At 66.9% G+C, this 22,046-nt stretch carries 12 protein-coding genes and 1 riboswitch; of the genes, 4 read left to right on the top strand and 8 right to left on the bottom strand.

Features of this window, described 5'->3' with window-relative positions; translation table 11 throughout:
- The 4 genes from xth to V3B25_RS18515 form a co-directional block, all read right to left on the bottom strand.
- Positions 1 to 824: exodeoxyribonuclease III (gene xth, locus V3B25_RS18530; protein ID WP_329811248.1), on the bottom strand; the 824-nt coding region annotated here is incomplete at its 3' end.
- 193 nt (positions 825 to 1,017) lie between these two features.
- Positions 1,018 to 2,427 carry a coniferyl aldehyde dehydrogenase gene (locus V3B25_RS18525; protein WP_329811246.1) on the bottom strand — a complete coding sequence of 470 codons (1,410 nt, stop codon included), beginning with the start codon at positions 2,425 to 2,427 and terminating at the stop codon, positions 1,018 to 1,020.
- A 185-nt stretch (positions 2,428 to 2,612) separates the two neighbouring features.
- Entirely contained in the window at positions 2,613 to 4,277 is a 1,665-nt protein-coding gene (locus tag V3B25_RS18520; RefSeq protein ID WP_049446920.1) for an MFS transporter, read from the bottom strand.
- A gap of 98 nt (positions 4,278 to 4,375) precedes the next feature.
- The gene (locus tag V3B25_RS18515; protein WP_049424275.1) at positions 4,376 to 5,803 is read right to left on the bottom strand and encodes a DcaP family trimeric outer membrane transporter; all 1,428 of its coding nucleotides are present in this window, start codon (positions 5,801 to 5,803) and stop codon (positions 4,376 to 4,378) included.
- A 245-nt stretch (positions 5,804 to 6,048) separates the two neighbouring features.
- On the opposite strand from V3B25_RS18515, the gene acs reads away from it, so the two are divergent.
- From acs to V3B25_RS18495, 4 genes are all read left to right on the top strand, one after another.
- On the top strand, positions 6,049 to 7,992 hold the full coding sequence (gene acs, locus V3B25_RS18510; RefSeq protein ID WP_329811243.1) for an acetate--CoA ligase: 1,944 nt from the start codon (positions 6,049 to 6,051) through the stop codon (positions 7,990 to 7,992).
- A 121-nt stretch (positions 7,993 to 8,113) separates the two neighbouring features.
- Complete coding sequence (locus V3B25_RS18505) at positions 8,114 to 8,779, top strand: response regulator transcription factor (protein WP_005420420.1); 666 nt, start codon at positions 8,114 to 8,116, stop codon at positions 8,777 to 8,779.
- A gap of 168 nt (positions 8,780 to 8,947) precedes the next feature.
- Positions 8,948 to 9,319 carry a hypothetical protein gene (locus V3B25_RS18500; RefSeq protein WP_329811241.1) on the top strand — a complete coding sequence of 124 codons (372 nt, stop codon included), beginning with the start codon at positions 8,948 to 8,950 and terminating at the stop codon, positions 9,317 to 9,319.
- Between the two features lie 246 nt (positions 9,320 to 9,565).
- Positions 9,566 to 9,655, top strand: a riboswitch (yybP-ykoY riboswitch).
- A gap of 88 nt (positions 9,656 to 9,743) precedes the next feature.
- Positions 9,744 to 10,319 (top strand): manganese efflux pump MntP family protein, encoded by a 576-nt coding sequence (locus tag V3B25_RS18495; RefSeq protein ID WP_032128462.1) that lies wholly within the window; start codon positions 9,744 to 9,746, stop codon positions 10,317 to 10,319.
- A 46-nt stretch (positions 10,320 to 10,365) separates the two neighbouring features.
- Here the strand turns inward: V3B25_RS18495 and V3B25_RS18490 are convergent, their stop codons facing one another.
- The 4 genes from V3B25_RS18490 to V3B25_RS18475 form a co-directional block, all read right to left on the bottom strand.
- Positions 10,366 to 13,812 carry a PAS domain-containing hybrid sensor histidine kinase/response regulator gene (locus tag V3B25_RS18490; protein WP_329811239.1) on the bottom strand — a complete coding sequence of 1,149 codons (3,447 nt, stop codon included), beginning with the start codon at positions 13,810 to 13,812 and terminating at the stop codon, positions 10,366 to 10,368.
- A 163-nt stretch (positions 13,813 to 13,975) separates the two neighbouring features.
- Positions 13,976 to 16,123: a S46 family peptidase gene (locus V3B25_RS18485; protein ID WP_329811237.1), complete on the bottom strand. Its 2,148-nt coding sequence runs from the start codon at positions 16,121 to 16,123 to the stop codon at positions 13,976 to 13,978.
- A gap of 255 nt (positions 16,124 to 16,378) precedes the next feature.
- Positions 16,379 to 20,239: a translocation/assembly module TamB domain-containing protein gene (locus V3B25_RS18480; protein WP_329811235.1), complete on the bottom strand. Its 3,861-nt coding sequence runs from the start codon at positions 20,237 to 20,239 to the stop codon at positions 16,379 to 16,381.
- On the bottom strand, positions 20,236 to 22,032 hold the full coding sequence (locus V3B25_RS18475) for an autotransporter assembly complex family protein (protein ID WP_080291770.1): 1,797 nt from the start codon (positions 22,030 to 22,032) through the stop codon (positions 20,236 to 20,238). Before V3B25_RS18475 ends, V3B25_RS18480 begins: the two co-directional genes overlap by 4 nt.
- Positions 22,033 to 22,046: the final 14 nt, after the last annotated feature.

Genomic DNA, 22,046 nt, shown 5'->3' with positions numbered 1-22,046 from the left:
CCCGCTTGTGTCTGGCGGCGGTGGAGAGAGGGTGGGCTACTTCCGCCTCCCCCCCTCGACTCTACTTCCACCCACGCCGGCGCATGGTCGCTCGGGCGCTCCCAGGTACGCGGCTCACGGTCGATGCCCGAGGCCACCGCACTGCCCTTCAGCGCGTCGGAGACCAGGGTCAGGTCGATGCGCAGGCCCAGGTTGCGGCGGAAACCCGCGGCACGGTAATCCCACCAGCTGAAGGTGCCCGCCTCGTCGTTGTGCAGGCGGAAGCCATCGTGCAGGCCCAGCTGCAGCAGCTTGTTGAGCGCGCCGCGCTCGGCGGTGGAGGTCAGGATGTGGTTGTCGTTCCACACCTCCGGGTCGTGCACATCGCGCGCGTCCGGGGCGATGTTGAAGTCACCCATCACGATCAGCTTCGGGTGCCGCTGCAGTTCTTCGGCGATCCAGGCATGCACCGCTTCCAGCCAGCGCAGCTTGTACTCGTACTTGTCGGTGCCGATGTCCTGGCCGTTGACCACGTACAGGTTGATCACCCGCAGGTCGCCGAAGGTACCGGCGATGACGCGCTTCTGCTCGTCCTCGAAGCCGGGAATGCCGATCTGCACGTCCTGCGCCGGCTCACGCGACAGCAGCGCCACGCCGTTGTAGGTCTTCTGGCCGGCGAACACGCTGCGGTAGCCCGCGGCGATCAGCGCCGAATCGGGGAACTTGTGGTCCTCCAGCTTGGTTTCCTGGATACCGACGATGTCCGGGCCGAACGCCTTGAGCCATTGCTCCAGGTGCGGCAGGCGGACATTGAGCGAATTGACGTTCCACGAGGCGATTTTCATGGGGGCCATTCTACCCGGCCCAGGTTTGGTAGACGCCAACCTTGGTTGGCGCAAGGGGTTCACGCGTGCCAACCAAGGTTGGCACCCACCGGAAGGGGCCGCGCGGGTTGGCACCCACCGGTAGTGCCGGCCGCTGGCCGGCAACCCCATGAACCGTCGGCAAGACCCTGCAGTTGCCGGCCGGCGGCCGGCACTACCGCAGCAACAGCTTCAACAACCCCGCAATCTTCGAATACGGCGGCCGCAGCCGGTCACTGGCAGCCCAGCGCGACTGCCACAGCACCGGCAGCCGCTTGCCCATGGCATCGAACCCGGCCCGGCCGTGGTACGCGCCCATGCCGCTGGCCCCCACCCCGCCAAACGGCAGGCCATCGGCGGCGAAGTGCAGCAGCGTGTCATTCACCGTCACCCCGCCGGCCACCACCTGGCCGAGGATGCGCTCCACCGTCGCCTTGTCTTGGCTGAAGGGATACAGCGCCAGCGGCCGATCGCGCGACAGCACGTCGGCCAGCGCCGTATCCAGATCCGGGTACGCCCGCACCGGCAGGATCGGCCCGAAGATCTCCTCGCGCATCAGGTCCAGGTCGTCCGGCGGGTCCAGCACCACGGTCGGCACCAGCAGGCGCTCGCGGTCGGCGCGCGCCTCATCCACCTGCGCCAGCGGAATCACCGGCACGCCGCGTTCGCGCGCCTGCGCCAGATAACCCTGCAGGCGCCGGTACTGGCCTTCGTTGATGATGCGCGTGTAGTCGTCGGCGCTGCTGAAATCGCCGTAGCGTTCGCGCACCTGGTGCTGCAGCGACTGCACGAACTCGCGCTGGCGCGCGGTGTCGATCAGCACGTAATCCGGCGCGATGCAGGTCTGCCCGGCGTTGAACCACTTGCCGGTGGCCAGCCGCGCAGCGGCTTTGTCCAGCGGGAAATCGCGGCAGACGATGGCCGGCGACTTGCCGCCCAGTTCCAGCGTGACCGGCACCAGATGCTCGGCGGCGGCAGCCATCACCTTGCGGCCAACCGCCGTCGAGCCGGTGAACAGCAGATGGTCCAGCGGCAGCGATGAAACCGCCGCCGCCACATCCGCCCCACCCTGCACCACCGCCACCCGATCGGGGGGGAACACACTGGCCAGCAGATCGGCCAGGAACGCGCTGGTGCGCGGTGTGTGTTCGGAGGGCTTCAGCAGCACATGGTTGCCGGCGGCGATGGCGGTGGCCAACGGCACCAGTGCCAGCGTGACCGGGTAGTTCCACGGTGAAATCACCCCGACCACCCCCAGCGGCGTCGGCCGCAGCTGCGCGCGCGCCGGCCATAGTCGCCAACCGGCGCCCACCCGCTGCGGCTTCGACCAGCGGCGCAGGTGGCGGCGCAGGTGGTCGATGGCCGACAGCACGCTCATGCCATCGGCCAGCTTCGACTCGGTGTGAGCGCGGTGGCCGAAGTCCTCGGCGATGGCCTGGGCCATTTCGTCCAGACGCGGCTTCAATGCCTCGCGCAGGCGGCGCAGGTCGGCTTCGCGCTGGTCGAGCGAGGGGCGCTGGGCCTGCCACGCACTGCGCAGGGTGAGCAGGACGGCGGGGAGCTCGGTCGGCGTGGTGGTGGTCATGGACCGACTATACGGCGTGCTGTGCAACGCAATGGTAGTGCCGGCCGCTGGCCGGCAGCCCCATGGATCTCCGGCAGACATCGTGCATTTGCCGGCCAGCGGCCGGCACTACCAAACAGAAAGGCCGCGGTCTGCACCGCGGCCCCTGAAACCCGATGGGTGCCGACCGTTGGTCGGCACGCCGGTTACTTGGTGATATCCACGTCCTTGGTCTCGCGCAGGAACAGGCCGCCGATCACCACCGACATCAGCGCGATGATGATCGGGTACCACAGGCCGTAGTACAGGTTGCCGGTACCGGCCACCAGCGCGAACGAGATCGCCGGCAGGAAGCCACCGAACCAGCCGTTGCCGATGTGGTACGGCAGCGACATCGAGGTGTAGCGGATGCGGGTCGGGAACAGTTCGACCAGGTAGGCGGCGATCGGGCCGTAGACCATGGTCACGTACAGCACCAGCAGCCACAGCATGAAGATCGTGCCGGCGATGTTGATGCGTGCGCCATCGGCCTTGGCCGGGTAGCCGGCGGTGGTCAGGGCGGTCTTCAGTTCCGCACCGAACGCATCGGCCTTGGCCTTGCCGTCTTCCTTGGTCAGGCCGGCGGCCTCATACGAGGTGACGCTGGCACTGCCCACGTTCACCATCGCCAGCGAACCGGCGGCGGCGGGCTGCACGTCGTACGGCACGCCGGCCTTGGTCAGCGCGGCGGTGGCCACGTCGCAGGAGCTGGTGAACTTGCGCAGGCCGACCGGATCGAACTGGAACGAGCAGGTGTTCGGATCGGCCACGACCAGGGCCGGCGAGCTGCTGCGGGCTTCTTCGATGGCCGGGTTGGCGAAGTGGGTCAGGCCCTTGAAGATCGGGATGTAGGTGACGGCGGCCAGCAGGCAGCCCGCGAGGATGATCTTCTTGCGGCCGATACGGTCGGACAGCCAGCCGAAGAAGATGAAGAACGGCACGCCCAGCGCCAGCGCGGCGGCGATCAGCAGGTAGGAGGTGGTGGCATCGACCTTCAGCATGCTGCTGAGGAAGAACAGCGCGTAGAACTGGCCGCCGTACCAGACCACGGCCTGGCCGGCTGCAGCGCCGAGCAGGACCAGCAGCATCAGCTTCAGGTTGCCGCCCTTCAGACTGTCACGGAACGGCGTCTTGGAACCCTTGCCCTCGGACTTCATCTGCTGGAACAGCGGCGACTCGCTCAGCTGCAGGCGGATCCACACCGACACGCCCAGCAGCAGGATCGAGACCAGGAACGGAATACGCCAGCCCCAGGCTTCGAAGGCTTCGTTGCCGAGGAAGTAGCGGCAGGCCAGGATGATCAGCAGCGACATGAACAGGCCGAGCGTGGCGGTGCACTGGATGAAGCTGGTGTACAGGCCGCGCTTGTCGTCCGGCGCATGCTCGGCCACGTAGGTGGCGGCACCGCCGTACTCGCCGCCCATCGCCAGGCCCTGGGCCAGACGCAGGATGATCAGGATCACCGGAGCGGCGAAGCCGATCGAGGCGTAGTTGGGCAGCACGCCGACCAGGAAGGTCGAGATGCCCATGATCAGGATCGTGACTAGGAAGGTGTACTTGCGGCCGATGCGGTCGCCGAGGCTGCCGAAGAAGGCCGCGCCGAACGGACGCACGAAGAAGCCTGCAGCGAACGCCAGCAGGGCGAAGATCATGCCCGTGGTTTCATTGACGCCACTGAAGAACTGCTTGGCGATGATGGCCGCGAGCGAGCCGTACAGGAAGAAGTCATACCACTCGAAGACCGTACCGAGGCTCGAGGCGAAGATGACCTTCTTGTGGCCCTTGGTCAGGGTGCCCGCCGCATTGTGCGGGCTGGATGCAGTGCTGGACATGGGACGTTTTCCCTCTGTAGATGCCGACCTGGGTCGGTGGGTGCCGACCGTTGGTCGGCACACAATTCGGTAGGTGCCGGCCGCTGGCCGGCACGCTCTTAGAAGCTGTACTTCGTGGTGAACTGCAACCGGGTGATGTCACCCTTGTTGCCGTTCTCCACTTCGCGACGGCCATACATCAGCTCTGCACCGATATCGACCTTGGGCAGTGGCGAGTAGAAGATGTTGCCGCGGATGCTCTGCACACTCTTGGTCACCAGCGGGCCAAGGATGCTGTCGTTGTCGTAGTCGCTGCGCGCGTAGATCAGGTTGGTGCGCAGCTTCGGCGAGAACGCATGCCGCCAGCCCACGTAGCCGGCAAGCACGCCGGTCGGGTTGAGCTCGTCGCGGGCCACGTCGTAGGCGCTGTCGGCGGTGATGCCCAGGCCGATGTAGCGGGCGATGCCTTCGCCGCCGGTCAGCTGGTAGTGCAGAGAATCGCTGTCACCCATCACCCACTTGCCGCCCAGGGTCAGGCCGCCGGCCACCTTGTCGGCCTTGGCGCCGGTGGCCTGGTTGTCGACCTTCAGCTGACGGACGATGCCGCCGACGCCGAACGTGCCCCAGTTGCCCTTCCAGCCGTAGCGCATGGTCAGATCAGGCAGGCTGCCACGATCGGAGTTGGCGCTGGCGTTGGTCCAGGCGCCGGTAACCGGGTTGCGGGTACCGGTGAGGGTGGTGGTTTCCGGGTTTTCCAGCGCGACGCTGAAGCCGCCCTGGGTGTAGCGCACCTGCGCCTGGCGCACGAAGATCACGCCGTCGGTGGGGCCGACGAAGTCGACCGCTTCCGGCAGTGCGGCCGCGTCCATGAAGTTGGACCAGGTCTGGCCCGCCATCCAGTTGTTCCAGTACATGTAGGCGTGGCGCAGGGTCACACCGTAGGTATTGGTCGCGGTCTGGTTGCCCAGCGAATTGCCGAAGAAGTCCATCTCGAAGAACGCACCGGCCTTGTTGCCCGATTCGCTCACGTTGTCGATGCCCAGGTTGAAGCGCGAGAACTTGGCATGGGCGTTGAAGTCGGTGCCCGAACGCTTGCCGCTGCCGCCGGCGCCTTCTACCGGAGTCTGGCCCGGCAGGTACAGCGAGCGGCCGGTGGCGTCGTCGGCCAGCTGGCCATCGCTGGTCTGGGTGGCCAGGAAGTCGGCCTTGATGAAGCCGCCGATCTTGACCGTGGTACCCGGCGCGGCGCCCGGGGTGATGGTGGTGATCTGGATCGGCTGCTTGCCGGCCGGCACCGAAGCGACCGGCTTCTGCTCGGCCTGCACGGTGCGGACTTCGGTTACGGCCTGCTGGGTCTGGCTGATCTGGGTCTGTTGTTGTTGCTGCGAAGACAGCAGCAGCTGGACCTGGCGTTCCAGTTCGGCAACGCGTGCTTCCAGCGCTTTCTCTTTGGCGGTCTCAGCGAACGCCATGCCCGGTGCGACCAGGGCGACCAACAGGCAGGCCGCCAAAGGTTTGCGCACGGCTTTCAACGTACGGTGGCTCATGTTGCCCTCTCTCCCAAGTGGCAAGGTGATGCCGCGCGTGGGGCACGGTCGAGCCGAGACTGCGGGGCGATTATGTATAGCGGCTATTCGCCATTGGTCGAACCCGGCCCTGCTGGGCGCTCACTTTCGACCATGGTCTAACCAGGGTGGTGACGCGGCCGGGGGTGGATGGGGCAAACTGAAGGGGATCGGTCGCTGCGATGCTGCGACCGCACATACAAAGTCAACGTGCAAGTGAGGGTGCCATGGCTGATATCTACCCCGTCGATCCGCAGTTCGCCGCCAAGGCACGCATCGACAAGACGTCGTACGAACAGCAGTACCAGGCTTCGGTGACCGACCCGGATGGTTTCTGGGGCAAGGCCGCCGAGCGCCTGGAGTGGATGCGCAAGCCGACGAAGATCAAGAACGTCAGCTACGACCTGTCCGATTTCCACATCAAGTGGTTCGAAGATGGCGAGCTCAATGCCAGTGTGAACTGCCTGGACCGCCAGCTGGAGAAGCGTGGCGACAAGACCGCCCTGCTGTTCGAGCCGGATGGCCCGGATGCACCGGCCCAGCACGTGACCTATCGCGAGCTGTACGAGCGCACCTGCCGCCTCGGCAATGCGCTGCGCAACCTCGGGGTCAAGAAGGGCGATCGGGTCACCATCTACCTGCCGATGATCGTCGACGCCGCCGTGGCCATGCTGGCCTGTGCGCGCATCGGTGCGATCCACTCGGTGGTGTTCGGTGGCTTCGCACCGAACTCGATCGCCGACCGCGTCAGCGACTGCCAGAGCAAGCTGATCATCACCGCCGACGAGGGCCTGCGCGGTGGTCGAAGGATTCCGCTGAAGGCCAACGTCGATGCAGCGTTGAAGCTGCCCGGCACGAACACGGTTGAAACCGTGCTGGTAGTGCGCCACACCGGTGGCGCGGTGGACATGCAGGCGCCGCGCGATCGCTGGTTCCACGATGTGGTGGACAGCCAGCCGGCTACCTGCGAGCCGGAACGCATGAACGCGGAAGACCCGCTGTTCATCCTCTACACCTCCGGTTCCACCGGCAAGCCGAAGGGCGTGCTGCACACCACCGGCGGCTACCTGCTGTACGCGGCGTACACCCATGAAGCGGTGTTCGACCTGCGCGAGGACGACATCTACTGGTGCACCGCCGACGTCGGCTGGGTCACCGGCCACAGCTACATCGTGTACGGCCCGCTGGCCAACGGCGCGACCTCGCTGATGTTCGAAGGCGTGCCGAACTACCCCGACACCTCGCGCTTCTGGAACGTCATCGACAAGCACAAGGTGTCGATCTTCTACACCGCCCCGACCGCCATCCGCGCACTGATGCGCGAAGGCGAAGAGCCGGTGAAGAAGACCTCGCGCGCGTCGCTGCGCCTGCTCGGCAGCGTCGGCGAGCCGATCAATCCGGAAGCCTGGCGCTGGTACTACGAGGTGGTCGGCGACAGCCGCTGCCCGATCGTCGATACCTGGTGGCAGACCGAGACCGGCGGCATCCTGATCTCGCCGCTGGCCGGCGCGATGGACCTCAAGCCCGCCTCGGCCACCCTGCCCTTCTTCGGCGTGCAGCCGGCGCTGGTCAATGCCGATGGCGAGATCCAGGACGGCCCGACCGAGGGCAACCTGATCATCCGCGATTCCTGGCCGGGCCAGATGCGCACGGTGTACGGCGACCACCAGCGTTTCATCGATACCTATTTCCGCACCTACCCGGGCAGCTACTTCACCGGCGACGGTTGCCGCCGCGACGAAGACGGCTACTACTGGATCACCGGCCGCGTGGACGATGTGATCAACGTGTCCGGCCACCGCATCGGCACCGCCGAAGTGGAAAGCGCTCTGGTCTCGCACCCGAAGGTGGCCGAAGCGGCCGTGGTCGGCTTCCCGCACGACGTGAAGGGCCAGGGCATCTACGCCTACGTCACCCTGGTGGCCGAAGAGGCTCCGAGCGACGAGCTGCAGAAGGAACTGGTCGCCTGGGTACGCAAGGAGATCGGCCCGATCGCCACGCCGGACCACCTGCAGTGGGCGCCGGGCCTGCCGAAGACCCGCTCGGGCAAGATCATGCGCCGCATCCTGCGCAAGATCGCCGAGAACGCGCCGGACCAGCTCGGCGACACCTCGACCCTGGCCGATCCGTCGGTGGTGGCGTCGCTGGTGGACGAGCGCAAGGTGCGCTGATGGCGTGACCGCAGGCGCAGGACGCGCCAGGGACGTGGCCGGGAGGAGGGACCCGGCCGTGTCCGACTCGTCCTGCACCTGCCATCACGTCGCTCTTTTTCCTGATCGATAAGCTCGACCCATGACCACCCTCCTGATTGCCGATGACCACCCGCTGTTCCGCGAAGCCCTGCGTGGGGCGGTACAGCGGGTCATCCCCGGCGTGCAGCTGTTCGAAGCCGACAGCGTGGAAGCGCTGTACGCGCTGGCCGACCAGCACAACGACGCCGACCTGGTCCTGATGGATCTCAACATGCCCGGTGCGCAGGGTTTCAACGCGCTGGTGCACATGCGCTCGCTGCATCCGCAGCTGCCGGTGGTGGTGGTGTCCGCGCGCGAAGAAGCCACGGTGATGCGCCGAGCGCTCGACCACGGCGCGCTGGGCTTCATTCCGAAGTCTGCGGATTCGGACACCATCGGCCACGCACTGGGCACCATCCTCGATGGTGAGACCTGGGCACCGCCGGAAGCGCACAACGTGCCGCCCACCGGCAGCGAGGAACGCGAAGTCGGCCAGCGCCTGCGTGAGCTGACCCCGCAGCAGTTCCGCGTGCTGCAGATGCTGGGCGCCGGCCGCTTGAACAAGCAGATCGCCTACGACCTCAACGTCTCCGAAGCGACGATCAAGGCCCACGTCACCGCCATCCTGCGCAAGCTGGGCGTCACCAACCGCACCCAGGCCGTGCTGATGGCCGGCAAGCTGGCGATCGACGACGACGCCATCGTGCTGCCGCCGGAAGAAGACTGAAGGTAGTGCCGGCCGCTGGCCGGCATTGGCCTGAAACCGCCTGAAATCGCTTCGGTAGGTGCCAAGCTTGCTTGGCACTTTTGCCCAGCCCCGCCGAGGACGCAATCAGCTCTGGCGGGATGATGGATTCGGTCTCAAGCTGGACGTTCCAACTTCCCGCCCGGAACGATGGACACCTGGACACTGATCGATACCGACGGCTTGAAGATTGGTGTAGTCCAGTGCTTCCGATATGAATCCTGGCGCGTGAGTGGCAGGTTCATGCCTGATCTCGGCTATTCAAGGTACCAGCGGCTCTTCGCCGATCTTGAATATGCAGCCAATGAGCAGTTGTTCACCCATGTCGACGATCTCGAGAGAAGCATCGCTGCATTGCGCATTCGTGCAGTGGGGCCCAGCGGGGAGGACGATCCGCAGCGGGTTGCGAATCTGCAGATCATAGGTGACTGGTGTCAGTTCCAGATCAGTTCAATGACCCGCCCAGCCGTTGAGCAACCTCTCACCCTGCCCTCAACAGAATCGAAAGTATCCGCACGTTGATCGCTTTCGTTCGCGAAGGCTGTCCGGATGGTCCCAGGCCTCCAGGCATGGCCCACCACCATCAGGCACAGCTCCGGTAGGTGCCAAGCTTGCATGGCACGCTTTTGACGTTGCACCTGCCGGCCAGCGGCCGGCACAACCAGGCACGGCTGCGCTCTCGATATAGCCATCGCTATACAAACCAGCCCTGCCTGCGCGTTTCGCTGGAAATGCGCCGCGCGTGAATCGCGATGCTAAGCTGCGCGTCCCCTTGGGGAGTAGCCGGATTCCTACGCAGGAATCGTCCACGTCAACATACTCGGCCAGTGCGCCGTGGCGTGGACAACCATGATGGTTGGCGAGACCAGCGGCCCGCGCGCGCAACGTCAGGTTGGGCGCGAGCGCAGGCCGTGCGTCCGTCCTAGCCCGACCTCAGCCGCCGCCCATGTCCCCCATTTCGATCCTCCTGATCGGCTTTGCCATGTCCACCGATGCGTTCGCCGCTGCAATCGGCAAGGGTGCGGCCATGCGCAAGCCGGTATTCCGCGACGCACTGCGTGCCGGCATCATCTTCGGCGTCATCGAGGCGATCACGCCCATCATCGGCTGGCTGCTCGGCCGTGCCGCCCTGCAGTACGTCGAAGCCTTCGACCACTGGATCGCGTTCGGCCTGCTCGGCGCGCTGGGCATCCACATGATCTACAACGGCCTGCGCCCGGACAGTGCCGACGAAGACGAAGACCCCTCGCAGCACCACGGCTTCTGGAAGCTGGCGCTGACCGGTTTCGCCACCAGCATCGACGCCATGGCGGTGGGCATCGGCCTGGCTTTCATGGACGTGCATATCGGCGTGATGGCAGCGGTCATCGGCCTGTGCACGCTGACCATGGTCACTGTCGGCATCATGCTCGGCCGCGTGCTGGGCAGCATGGTCGGCAAGCGTGCCGAGATCATCGGCGGCGTGATCCTGGTGATCATCGGCGCGACGATCCTGTACGAACACCTGCACGGCCTGGGGTAAAACGCCGAGAGCGAGCGATTGCGTGGTTGCCGGCCAGCGGCCGGCACTACTGAGCGTCGCGCAGCGCGCCCAGGAAGGCGCGCAGCGAGGCCGGCTTGATCGGCTTGGTCAGCACGCGGTAGCCGCGTTCGCGCGCCATCCGCTTCAGCTCGTCGCGACCATCGGCGGTAAGCAGTGCGCCCGGCAGCGGGTAACCGGCCGCCTCGCGCAGCGCTACCAGCGCATCCAGGCCGTCCATGCGGTCGTGCAGGTGGTAATCCACCAGCATCACCTGTGGGTGCTCGGCGATCTTCTCCAGCGCCTGGTCGACGGTGGCCGCAGTGATCACCTGCACCTGCCAACGGCCGAGAAGTGCGCGCATGCCGTCGAGGATCTCCTCGTCGTTGTCCACGCACAGCACGCGCAGGCCCGCCAGCGAATCGCTGCGTACTGGCGCGGCGACGGTCTGTGCGGGTGTGGCCAGCTCGGTGTAGCCCGGCAGCGGTGCCACCCGCGGCAGGATGATCGAGAACATCGAGCCCTTGCCGACCCGGCTGCGTGCGTTCAACCGATGGTCGAGCAGGCGCGAGATGCGTTGGCAGATCGACAGGCCCAGGCCCAATCCCTGTTCGCCCCAGTCGAATGGTTGCTGGTAGCGGTGGAACTCGTCGAAGATCTGCCGCATATGGTGCTCGGGAATGCCGGGGCCGGTATCCCACACCTGCAGTTCCACTTCATCGCCGCGTTGGCGCACGGCCAGCACGATGCGGCCCTGGCGGGTGTAGCGCAGCGCATTGGCCAGGAAGTTCTGCAGCACGCGGCGCAGCAGGCGGCGGTCACTGCGCACCCACGCAGGGCGTGCGAACAGGTCCAGGCGCAGGCCGCGGCCAGCCGCGACCGGGGTGTACTGCGCGGCCAGCTCACGCATCAACGCGCTCACGTCGAACTCGCCGATCACCGGATGCAGGCCGCCGGCATCCAGCCGCGACACATCCAGCAGGCCATCGAGCAGCTCTTCGGCCGCACGCAACGAAGCGTCCACACGCTCGGCCAGATGCTTCTGCTCGTCACTCACGTGATCACTGTCGCGCAGTGCCGAGGCGAACAGGCGCGCCGCGTTCAACGGCTGCAGCACGTCGTGGCTGATCGCCGCCAGGAAACGGGTCTTCGACTGCTGCGCAACCTCGGCCTCATGCGAGCGCTCGGCCACGCGCTGTTCCAGCGTCTCGTTGGCCTCCAACAGTGCTTTTTCCGCGTGCTTGTAGTCGGTGATGTCGTTGTAGCTGGTCACATAGCCACCACCAGGCAGCGCCTGGCCACGCATCTCGATCACCTTGCCATCGCTGCGGGTGCGCTCGAACACGTGCGGTGAACCGGCGCGCATGTAGCCGATGCGGCGGTTGATCTGCACTTCGATATCGCCCTCGCCCAGCTCGCCGCGCTCGGCGTTGTAGCGGATCAGGTCGGCCACCGGGCGGCCCACGTAGAGCATGCCGTCGGGGTAGCCGAACATGTCCTGGTAGCGGCGATTCCATGCGGTCAGCCGCATGTCCGGATCGACCACGCTGACCCCGGCGCTGATGTTCTCCAGCGTGGTCGACAGGATTTCGCGGTTGAAGCGCAGCTCCTGCCCGGCTTCGTCCAGCACGGCCACCACTTCGCCCAGATCCATGCCCGAGCCACGCAGCAGGCTGGTCAGCAGCAGGCGTGCCGACGCCGCACCGATCGATGCGGCCAACAAGCGCTCGGTGAACTGCACCCACGGACGGTCGGCAGGTGCCGAGGATTGCAGTTCACGGCCCAGTGACTGCGCCTGTTCGAAGAACGAACGTCGTGCATGGCGTTCACCCACTACGCGCGAAGCCAGCGCCAGCAGATCGCCCACGTGCACATGACCGGGCCAGCCACCGGCCACCGACGGGCGCTCGGCATACGGGTCGAGGAAGGGTGCGGCACGCAGCCGCTCATCGACACCGGGCCGCCAGCGCGCGGACACCAGCATCATCGTCGCCGCGTTGACCAGCAGCGACCAGAACGTGCCGTGGGTCAGCGGGTCCCAGCCGGTCATGCCGAACAGCTGCTGCGGGCGCAGCCACTCGATGCCGAACGGGCCGTGCTGCACCCAGCCAGCATCGACCCAGCCGGCCATCGTCATCGCCGGCAGCAGCAGGGTGTACAGCCAGGTGGCGAAGCCGAGCAGCATGCCCACCTCGACGCCGCGCCGGCTGGCACCGCGCCAGTACAGGCCGCCGATCAGGCCGGGCGCGAACTGCGCCACCGCCGCGAACGCCATCAGGCCGTACGAGGCCAGCGTGCTGTCGTTGCTGCTGCTGCGGTAGTAGCTGTAGGCCATCAGCGCCAGCAGCAGGATCGCCAGGCGGCGGATCCACAGCACGCGCGAGGCGACGTCGGCGGCCTCCTGGTGGTCACCGCTCCGGCGCAGCAGCACCGGCATCACCAGATCGTTGCTGACCATGGTGGCCAGCGCGATGGACGACACGATCACCATGCCGGTGGCCGCCGAGAAGCCGCCCACATAGGCGATCAGCGCCAGCGCGTTGCGGCCCTCGGCCAGCGGCAGGGCCAGCACCATCGAGTCGTCGGCGACGCTGCCACCGGTGCCGAACAGGGTCACGCCGGCGGTGGCGATCGGCAGCACCATGCCCGAGATCAGCACCAGGTAGCCGCCGAACATCCAGCGCGCGCGGCGCACATCGCGCACGTCACCGCACTCGACCACGGCCACGTGGAACTGGCGCGGCAGGCAGATGATGGCGAGGAAGCTGAGCAGGGTCTGCGAGATGAAGCCCACCGGCGGCAGGCCGGTGAACAGCGTATGCACCGATTCAACCACCGCGTCGGTGCGGTTGCTCAGCCACAGGTAGGCGAACACGCCCACGGCCAGCATCGCCAACAGCTTGATCACCGATTCGAAGGCGATCGCCAGCATCATGCCGTGGTGGTGTTCGGTGGCATCGACCTGGCGGGTACCGAACAGGGTGGCGAACAATGCCATCAGCAGCGCCACGTACAGCGCGGGATCGGTGAAGAAGCCGGTCGGGCCGGTGTTGCCGGTCAGCACCTGCAGGCTCATCGCCACCGCTTTGTACTGCAGGGCCAGGTACGGAATGATGCCGATCAGCGCGATGATCGCCACCAGCGCCGCCAGCCGCCGCGAGCGACCGAAGCGCGAAGAGATGAAGTCGGCGATGGACACCACGTTCTGGCTGCGTGCGATCAGCGCCAGGCGCTCGATGATGCGCCAGCCGAACAACAGCAGCAGCAACGGACCGATATAGATCGGCAGGTAGCCCACGCCGTTGCGCACGGCGGTACCGACCGCACCGTAGAACGTCCACGACGAGCAGTACACGGCCAGTGCCAGGCTGTAGACCACCGGCCGCAGCCACGGCCGGTCGGGGTACATCGGCCGACGGTCACCCCACCACGCCACGCCGAACAGCAGCGCGGCATAGGCAACCGAGACCAGCAGCAGGATCCAGCTGGAGACCACGCGCGCGTTTCCGTCAGGACAGGGGCCAGTAGATCACGACCGTTGGTCGTGATGGTAGGTCACGACGGAGGGGCGCAAGGGTGGCGCGACGGTGGGTCACGACCGTTGGTCGTGACGGAGGCCTCCGTGCCCACCAACGGTGGGCACCCACCAGGAGCCGGCATTACTGGGCCGGCACGCCCATTTCCTTCAGCAGTTCCGGCGCAGGGTAGACCTTGGCCAGCAGCCAGCGCAGGTAGCGCATGTCCACGTGCACGGCGCGCTTGTAGCGCGGGTCGAACCACCAGCTGGCGCTGACCGATTCCCAGTTGCTGTCGAAGTTCAGGCCGATCAGTTCGCCCTTGGCGTTGAGCACCGGCGAGCCGGAGTTGCCGCCGGTGGTATCCAGGTTGGTCAGGAAGTTGACCGTCTGGGTCTTCAGCGCCGGGTCGGCGGTGCTGCCGAAGTCACCCTTGCCGATCGCGGCCAGCAGCGGCTTGGGCGCATCGAACGGATAGGCGTTGGTGTTCTTCTCGACGATGCCGGCCACGGTGGTCACCGGCGAGTAGGTCACGCCGTCGCGCGGATGCAGCGCTTCGACCTTGCCGTAGCTGATGCGCAGGGTGCGGTTGGCATCCGGGTACACCGCGCGGCCCTGCTTGGCACGCCAGGCGAACAGCGCCTGCATGTAGGCCGGGCGCAGGCGCAGCTGCTCGCCTTCGCGGGTCTTGCTTTCGTTCTCGATGCGCAGCTGCGCGGCCACCAGCGGGGCGGCCACGGTGATCAGCGGATCGGCAGCCAGCGCCTTGCCTTCGCGCGCAGCAGCGAAACGGGACAGGCGCTGTGCCTCTTCACCCAGCTGGGTGCCGGCGTACAGGGTGTCCAGTGCCTTCGCCAGCTGCTCCGGGGTACGGCCGAAGGCCGTATCGAACTCGGCCACGCGCTGCGCGTCCGGCAGCTGCTGGTAACGGGTCAGCAGGGTGGTCAGCAGCGCCTTCTCGACCTCCGGCGCGTAGCGGCGCTGGACCTGCTTGAGCACGCCTTCGATCATCGCCTGGTCGCGCTGCTGGAAACCACTCTCGCGCTGCGCGTCCGGCTTGGCAGATTCGATGCGCAGGCGTTCCAGCAGCAGCGCCGAGCGCAGCAGCTGGCTCTGTGCGGCCATCTGGTCCAGCAGCAGGTCACGTTCGCCCACCGCCGCGCCCTGCGACAGGTTGGTCAGCAGCGCCTTGATATCGCCCTGGTACTTGCGGTCGGTGGCAGCCAGCATCGCCGTCTCGTCGGCGGCACGCTGGGCCTTGGCGTCGCTGCGCAACAGGCCTTCCAGCTCACCGGCAGCGCGCTTGCGGTTGTTCTTCAGCGACTGCAGCTGTGAGGCGTAGCGGGTGCGCGCCTGCGCGTCCTTGGCGCTGGCGGCCTCGATGGTGTCGATCATCTGCTGGAACACCGATACGCGGCGCGGCAGCACGGTATCGATCTGGCCAGCGAATTCGGCCGCGGTACGGTGGCGGTAGGTGATGCCCGGGTAACCGGCCAGCATCGCGTAGTCACCTTCCTTCGGACCTTCCACCGACATCTGCAGGTGCGCCGGCGCCTGGTAGGGCACGTTGTCCTTGCTGTACGCGGCCGGCTTGCCGTCCTTGCCGACATAGGCGCGCAGCAGGGTGAAGTCGCCGGTGTGGCGCGGCCACATGAAGTTGTCGATCTCGTCGCCGTAGTTGCCAATCGCACGCGGCGGCGCGTAGACCAATCGCACGTCGCTCAGTTCCAGCTGCGCGATGCGGTAGAAATCGGTGCCGTAGTACATGTTGGCCACCGAGCAGCGCACGCTGCCGTCCTTCTCGCACTCGGCCACGATCTGCTTGCTGGCCGCATCCACCGCATCGAAGTAGGCACGGCCGGTCTTGCCACGCGCCTGCGCCAGCACCTGGTCGGTCACCTTGTCGAAGCCGACGGTGACCAGCACGCGGAAGTCCGGGTTGGCCGGGCGCTCGTCGGCGCGGTCCCTGGCGATGAAGCCACCATTGATCAGGTCATGCTCGGGCGAGCTGTTGTACTGGATCACGCCCATCGCCACGTGGTGGTTGGTCAGCAGCAGGCCGTCCGACGATACGAACGAGCCGGTGCCGCCACCGGCACGCACCACTGCGCTCAGCGGCGGTGCGGTGACATTGGCCAGGTCGGCCGGATTGCCCTTGAAGCCTGCGGCCTGCAGCGGCTTGGCCAGCTCCGGCAGCTGGGTCGGCATCCACATGCCTTCATCGGCGTGGGCGCCGGCGGCGAGGGTCAGGCCCAGGGCCAGGGCGGTGGGAAGGGCTTTGCGTGGTGACATGGGGCAATCCGGTACGACAGAACAGCCCGGGACCATAGCCGCTGGGGGCGGAAGGGGCAACGGCCGATGGTTGGGGGCGTCGTGCACGGTAGTGCCGGCCGCTGGCCGGCAACCCACGCAACTCGGGAGATGAGGGGGAGGGGGCCGCCCCCGGGCGGCCCACACGCCGCGGGGGCGCGCGGGGGGGCTCCCCCCCCCCCCTGCGCGTGTCCCTCTGGCGCGCGCCCCCCCCCCCCCCCCGCCACTACCGCATCGTTACTTCTCCCGCCGCCAGTTGATCGACCCACGGTTTTCCACCGTGCTCGATTCCACTTCCACATCGAAGCCGCGGCGCAGCAGGTACTTCAGCGTGATCACCGAACCGGCACCGACCAGCGACACGCCGTAACCGACGTACAGCTTGGGCGAGATGTACTTGCCGACGCCGATCACCGAGCCACCAAGCGCGCGCGACTGGCTCACGCCGGCATCGTCCAGACCCAGCTTGGCACCCAGCTGCGAGGCCAGCAGGCCGCTGCCGGCCGACAATGCCGCCGAGGCCGCATTGACCTGCTGCGTCTGGTCGCTGCTGGCGCCGGTCAGGCTGCGTCCCAGCACCAGATAAGCCAGGGCTTCGGACTGCGACATCGCCGGATCGGACCACACGTCCGCACGCGGCTGCTGCGCACGCCCGGTCACGTCGATACCAGCAGTGACATCACCGATCCGGCGCTCGGCACGGATGTTGATGCGCGGGTCGGACACCGCGTTGTAGTTCCAGGTGAGGTTGCCGCGGGTGATGGTCAGGTCCTGCCCGTACGCCTTGTAGCGGCCACTCACTTCCAGCCCGCCATTGGCGGTCATTTCGCGGCCAGGCTTGGCCCAGACCTGCATCTTGCCGGTCAGCGCGCCCTTCAGGCCGAAGCCGGTCATCTTCACCTTGTCACCGAGGCTGACCGTCAGCTCCATGTCCAGCGGCGAGGTACGCGACTCTTCCGGATCGGCCGGGTCGAGCACCACCACGTCTTCGGACACCGAGGTGCCGCGGTCCAGGCGCTCCAGATCGATGTCGGCCTCGGGCACGTGCACGGTGCCACGCAGCTCCATCGCGGCCTTGGCCAGGGTGAAGTCGAGGTTGGGATTGGCGACGATGCGCAGCTCGCTGGTGTTGGACAGCAGCACGTTGTCGCCGTGGATCTTCAACTGCAGCGGCTGTGCATCGCCGAACCACGACAGGCCACCATCCACGTACAGCGTGCCCTGGCCGGAGTTGGCCTGCGCGGTGATCTTGGCCGAACCATCGGGCTGGGCCACGAAGCTGCCCTTGCCCTGGTCGAAGGTCAGGCCCAGCGCCGGGAATTCACCCTTGAAGTTGCTCAGCTGCGCGTCACCGCCCAGCGACGGCTGGCCACGCGTACCGCGCAGGCTGACGTGGCCTTCGATCAGGCCGGTCGGTCGCACGATGTCCGGCGAGAACAGCTCCAGCCAGTACAGCCGCGACATGTTGAGGTAGAGCTCGCCGTTCAGCGGTGCGCTGGCTTCCCAGCCGGTCTGCATCCTGGCGTCGACGAAGCCGTTGCCCTGGAAGCCCATGCCCAGGTAGCCCTTGATGCTGGCCGGGGTCATGTCGAGCTTGAGCGAGAACTGGTCGTAGCGCACCAGCTCGCCACGGGTGGTGTCCCCCACGGCATTGCGGTTCTCACCCAGGCGCACGCCGCCTTCCTTCGAGCGCACTTCCACATGGCCTTCCCAGGCGTTGCCGCGCGGGCGGATCTGCGCGTCCAGGCTGACATCGCCACGCAGGTAGATGCGACGGCCGGACTGCGGCGGCAACCACGGCTGCACCAGCGCCAGTGGCAGCGCATCACTGCGCACCACCAGGCCCTCGCGCGGCCAGTTGGCCTGTGCGCACAGTGTGCCGCTGCTGGCGGCAGCCAGGCAGGCTTCGCCCAGCGTGTAGTTGCTGCCGTTGATCGCGAACGCCGCCGGTGCTCGCAGCGACCAGGCATCGCCCTTCACCGGTGCGATGCGCAGCGCGGCCAGCTCGCCGCGCCACTGCGCGCCCTGCTGGCGCACGCTGCCCTGCAGCTCGATCGCGCCCATCTCGTTGCGGGTCTGCGCGGCCAGGCGCAGGTTGGAGACACTGCCCTGCGCATCCACATTCAAGCGTTCCAGCAGCATGCCGGCATTGACCTGCTGGCCCTGGATCGCCAGTGTGCCGCTGTCGCCACGCCACGGCAGGTGGCCCTTGATGCTCACGCTCTCGGCGCCGTAGCCGTCCCAGTTGAGGTTGTTGCCGACCAGGTCGGCGGTGATGTCCGGCGCATCGCGCGGGCCCTTCACCTGTACCTGGCCACGCAGGCCGCCATCGGCGCCCGGCAGCAGGTCACTCAGCTGCAGCGGTTCGAAACGCGCATCGATGTCGAGGCGGTCACCGACCTTGCCCGAAGCGGTCACCCGGCTGCTGCCCAGCGACAGCTTCAGGTCACCCTGGCCCTGCGCGCCCTGCAGCGCGAACTTGCCCTGCGCGTCCAGGTTGCGCTGACGCAGCACGCCCTTCAACGACGGCAGATCGACCGTGGCTTCCAACGTGCCGGCGGTACCCGGCGGTGCGTTTGCCGGCGGCGGCAGCTGGCGGCCCTTGGAGGCCAGGTTGCCGGACAGGCGGCCATTCCATCCCGGCACGAAATAGCCGGGGTCGAAGTCCTTCAGCGTGGCCTTGGCATCCCAGTCCAGCTGCGGTGCCCACGCCACCTGGCCTTCCACCTGCAGCTGGCCACCTGGGGTCTGCGCCTGCAGCTGGTGGATCGACGCGGCCTGATCGTTGCCGCGCACATCGAAGTGCAGCTGTGCCTTCTGCGCGTCGCGCTCGACCTCGGCGCGGCCGATCGCCGCCCAGGCCTTCAGGGTACCGGCCAGGCCGAAGCGTGCTTCCTTCAAGGTGACCGGCACCGGGGCGCTGCCGGCGGTGTTCGGGTCCGCCGCTGGCACGTAGGTCAGGTCATGTGCGACCACCGAGAAGTTGAGCTTCTGCTGGTCTTCCTGGCTGAAATCGGCGGTGCCTTCCAGCCGCGCCTCACCGCCAAGACCCTTCACCAGCAGCGGTGAGACTTTCAGCACCTGGTCCTTCAGCGATACCACCGACGGTGCCAGTTCCAGTTCCTGATCGCCCTGTTTCACCTTGCCACGCAGGTTGGCGTTGCCGCCCTTGCCGGCGGCGGTGAAGTCCAGTGCCAGCGGCGCGATCGCCGAGCTGGCCAGTGCCGGCGACAGCAGCGCCAGATCCAGCTCGTCACTGCGGATGCTGGCGCTCCAGCTCGGATCGGTACGGCCATCGAACACCAGCATCGCGTGCAGCGGCTTCGGCGCGCGCCCGGCTACGGCCACTTCCATGTGCGACAGGTCACCGCGCGCGACCAGGCCGACGGTGGCGGCCGTGCGGCCACGCGGCGCCGGCAGCACCGCGGTGACGGTCACATCGGTCTCGTAGTCCTTGGCCGGGATGTAGCGGCCCTGGGCAGTGAAATTGCCCATGTCGCTGTCCACCACCAGCTTGTGCGCCTGGAACTCGCCATTGGCGATCTCGATGCCGCCGCGCACGCGACTGATGTCGATCACCGGCTCGTTGGCCTGGCTGATGCGGAAGCCGTCGATGGCGATGGCATCGGCCTGGATCGCCAACGGCATTTCGATCTGCGGCAGCGAATCGGGCCACGACGGCAGCTTGAAAGACTCGTCACTCTTGGCCAGGTTCAACGTTGCGTTGGTCAGCTCCAGCTTGTCCAGCAGCAGCTTGCGGCCCAGCAGCGGGCGCAGGTCCGGCTCCAGATGGGCGCGCTCGGCGTGGAAATGGATGTCGTCGTAGCGGAAGTCGACGTTGTACAGGGTCAGCGGACCGGCCACCGGGCCGTCCACCTTGTCCCAGGTGAAGCTGGCGCCCACCGGCAGCCGTGCCACCACCTGCGCCAGCAGCACGTCACGGCCGGCCACGGTCTGCAGCAGCCAGTACACCGCCAGCAGGGCCAGCAGCACCAGGCCCAGCACGCCCACACCGGACCAGGCCCAGAAGCGGCGGCGGCGGTAGAAGCGCACGCGCGGCGGCGTGGTCGGGTTCGGAGTGGGTGCGGGCGTACTCACAGGTCCGCTCCGATGTTGAGGTACAGCTGGAACTGCGAATCCGGGTTGTTCAGGCCATGCGCGATATCCACGCGCACCGGGCCCACCGGCGATTTCCAGCGCACGCCGAAGCCGACGCCGGTATGCAGATCGATGGTGTTGTCGAAGGCGCTGCCGGTATCGACGAACACCGCCGCACCCCAGGGGCCACCATTGAAATAGTGCTCGTACTCGGCCGAGCCGATCACCAGGTTCTTGGCGCCCAGCGCGTACTTGTCCGGTGCCGGGGTCCGCGGGCCCACCTCGCGATAGGCATAGCCGCGGATGCTGCGGTCACCACCGGCGAAGTAGCGCAGGCTGGGCGGCATCGCCACCAGATCACTGGTCCAGGTGGTGCCACCCTCGCCGCGCAGGATCAGGCGGTTGCTTTCGCCCACCGGGATGTACCAGCGCAGCACGGCATTGGCCTGCACGAAGCTGGTGTCCGAACCGGCACCTTCAACGCCGGCACGCATCGTCGCAGTACCGCTGATGCCCTTGCGCGGGAACAGTTCGTCATCGACGTTGACGTAGTCGGCGACCATCTGCGGGTACACCAGCGTCGAGGTGTTGTAGACCGCGTCGGTGAATTCGGTGCCGGAGGCATAGCGCCAGCGCTCGCGCAGCGCGTTGATCGAGGCGATCGCGGTCCAGTGTTCGTTGATCTCGCCGCTGCGGCTGGCGATCAGCTTGAAGTTGCGCAGGTCGATGTAGTCGGTCTGCTCGTCGTAGGCGCTGGCAGCGAAGGTGTACCAGCCATCAAGCCAGTTGAAGGCCGGAATGCGGTAGCTGGTGACCAGGCTCTTGCGCTTCTGCGCATAGTCCAGCTGCGTGTTCATCTTGTGGCCGCGGTTGTTCAGCCACCGCCGTTCGATGCCACCGCGCACACCCGGGCCACTTTCGCTGCCGTAGCTCAGACCCGCGGTGTAGATGGTGCGCTTGGCACGGGTCAGCTTCACATCCACCGGCACTTCGCCGTTCGCATCGGCCTGGTCGGGCCGCGGCTGGATGTCGATCACGCTGAAGTAGTCCAGCTTGGTCAGCGACTCGCGCAGCCGGTCCAGCTTGCCCTCGTGGAAGTAGCTGCCCTGTTCCCAGTACACCAGCGGATCGAACAGCTTGTCGACGAAGTAGTCCTGCTCGAAACGCACCGGTCCCATGTTGTAGCGACGGCCGCTGTCCCAGGTCAGGTCGATGTCGGCGGCGTTGTCGGCACGGGTGATCTGCACCTGACGCTGGGTGTAGTCGGCATCGAAATAGCCACGTTCGGCCAGGCGGCGGGTGACGGTGATCTTGCTGGCTTCGTACTGCGTATGTTCGAAACGCTGGCCCTTGCGCGGCTTGAACGCGGCCAGATCGTCCTGCAGGTACTGGTCGTACATCGCCGGTCCGGTGATGTCGATGTGCTCGCGGCGGACGGTCACCGGGGTGCCCTTGTCGACATGGATCAGCACGCGCACGTGCTCGTCCTCGCGCGGCGCCTCGACCTTGATCACCGGGTTGTAGTACCCGAACGGTTCCAGTGCCTGGCGGGTCTGCCGCTCGGCCTGTGACAGCAGGTACTCCAGGCGCGATTCGCCCTGTTCCTTGCCGATCGTGTCGTACAGCGACAGCGATTCCTGGATGTTCTCGATGATTGCGGCGTCGTCGCCCTTGTCCAATCCCTTGATGTCCACCTTGTCGATGGTGCCGCGCGCGTGGGCCACGGAGGTGGCGGCCAGCGACAGGACCATCAGCGGCAGGGCGTATTTCTTTGGCTGCATGCGGCACAGCATACCGACCGAAGGTG

Origin of the sequence: Stenotrophomonas sp. SMYL8, assembly GCF_036320065.1 — a bacterium.
In the GTDB taxonomy this organism is placed as follows: domain Bacteria; phylum Pseudomonadota; class Gammaproteobacteria; order Xanthomonadales; family Xanthomonadaceae; genus Stenotrophomonas; species Stenotrophomonas maltophilia_A.
This window is presented reverse-complemented; position numbering and strand designations above follow the sequence as displayed.